The sequence below is a fragment of the Paenibacillus sp. E194 genome, assembly GCF_000935845.1.
GTDB lineage: Bacteria > Bacillota > Bacilli > Paenibacillales > Paenibacillaceae > Paenibacillus_B > Paenibacillus_B alvei_B.
The window spans coordinates 1-1,699 of the sequence record NZ_JMDX01000471.1 but is presented as its reverse complement, the minus strand read 5'-3'; the positions used below and the strand labels follow the sequence as shown (position 1 = coordinate 1,699).

Sequence of the window (1,699 nt, the reverse complement as noted above, 5' to 3'; positions counted from 1 at the left end):
ATGAACGAAAAATTTGCGCCGCGTTTGGAGGCGTTTACAAACAACGTATGGGTATCTTCCATTCAGGAAGCCATTATGGTTACACTACCTATGATTTTTATTGGATCGTTTGTTACCTTGATCTCGATTCTGAAAGACTTTATTCCGGGAATGCCGGACTTAACGCCTATAACTACATTCAGCTTCGGCCTGCTGGGGATCTTTATTGCTTTCCTAACGCCCTACACGGTGATGCAGAAGAAAGGGCGCGACAAAATCAAGCTCATTGCCGGCGCGACAGGCATCTCCTTATTCCTGATGCTGCTGAAGCCCGTCACGAACGAAGACGGAACGATTCAGTTCATTATGGAACGTTTCGGGCCTTCTGGAATGATTACCGCGCTGCTTGTCGGAGTTGCGGTGGCCGTAGTACTCAATGTGTTCAACAATTTCTCATTTTTCAAAAAGGATTCGAATTTGCCGGAGTTCATCATGGAATGGTTCGACTTCCTCGTTCCGATTGCGATTATTCTTACGCTGGGATGGGTGCTCGTATATCAGCTGAACTTCGATATCTTTGATTTGATTGTAAGCGTATTCGAGCCAGTTAACGCATTAGGCCAAACGCTATGGGGCTTCCTGCTCTTTAACATGATTGGCGTCGCGCTGTATTCCTTCGGGGTCAGTCCGTGGGTGATCATCCCAATCTTCTATGCAATCTGGATTCCAGCGATTGAGCAGAACGCAGCCCTGGTGGCGCAAGGACTTGAACCGGTCAACATTAATACGTTTGAAACATTCTTCTCCGGTTGGCTCGGAGTAGGCGGACTTGGTGCGACCCTGCCGCTTATCATCTTGTTCCTGTTTGCAAAATCGCAGAAGCTGAAATCGATTGGCAGGGCGACGCTCGTTCCATCTTTATTTAACATCAACGAGCCTGTGATATACGGAGCACCGATCGCATTTAACCCGATTTTGATGATTCCGATGTGGATCAACGGTATCATTACGCCGATTATCGTATACTTTGCGCTAGACCTTGGATTCGCTCAGATTCCAAGCAAGGTGTTCCAGCTGTGGTATACACCGATTGGATTATCCACATACCTCATGTCCGGTTTTAATGGGCTTATCCTGCTGGCAGTCGTGCTGGCCATCATCTTTGCCGTATGGTATCCGTTCTACAAGATTTATGACGCGCAAGAGCTGAAGAAGGAGCAGGAAGAGGCGAAACAGCAATAAAACGTAGAAAGTGGGGAAATATTATGAATCAAAAGATAAACGATTGGATGAAGGAATTAACGCTAGAGGAGAAGGCTTCGCTATGTGCAGGACTGAATATGTGGATGACGAAGGGGATCGACCGCCTGAATATCCCGCCGCTCCACATGTATGACGGTACGAATGGCATCCGCAAAACGAATAGCGATGAAGAGATGGGGATTGCTACGACGGGCAATATTCCAGCCACGTGTTATCCAACCGGCTCTGCGATCGGTTCCTCTTGGAATACGGAGTTATTGCACGAGGTTGGTGTAGCGCTTGGTGTTGAAGGGAAGGAAATGGGTGTTGAGCTTCTGCTCGGGCCTGGCATCAATATGAAGCGCACGCCGCTAGGCGGCCGCAACTTCGAATATTATTCCGAAGACCCTTGTCTGTCCGTGAGCTCGGCGCAGCCTTCGTGAATGGGCTTCAAAGTCAAGGCGTTGGCGCTTCCGTG

Annotated in this window: 2 protein-coding genes; both read left to right on the top strand. The window is 48.6% G+C overall.

Features of this window, described 5'->3' with window-relative positions:
• A partial coding sequence (locus AZ66_RS28975) for a PTS sugar transporter subunit IIC (RefSeq protein ID WP_044358092.1) occupies nucleotides 1-1,221 on the top strand: 1,221 nt, incomplete at its 5' end.
• A gap of 23 nt (nucleotides 1,222-1,244) precedes the next feature.
• Nucleotides 1,245-1,664, top strand: a complete 420-nt coding sequence (locus AZ66_RS28970; RefSeq protein ID WP_044358091.1) for a glycoside hydrolase family 3 N-terminal domain-containing protein — start codon at nucleotides 1,245-1,247, stop codon at nucleotides 1,662-1,664.
• The last annotated feature ends 35 nt before the right edge of the window (nucleotides 1,665-1,699 follow it).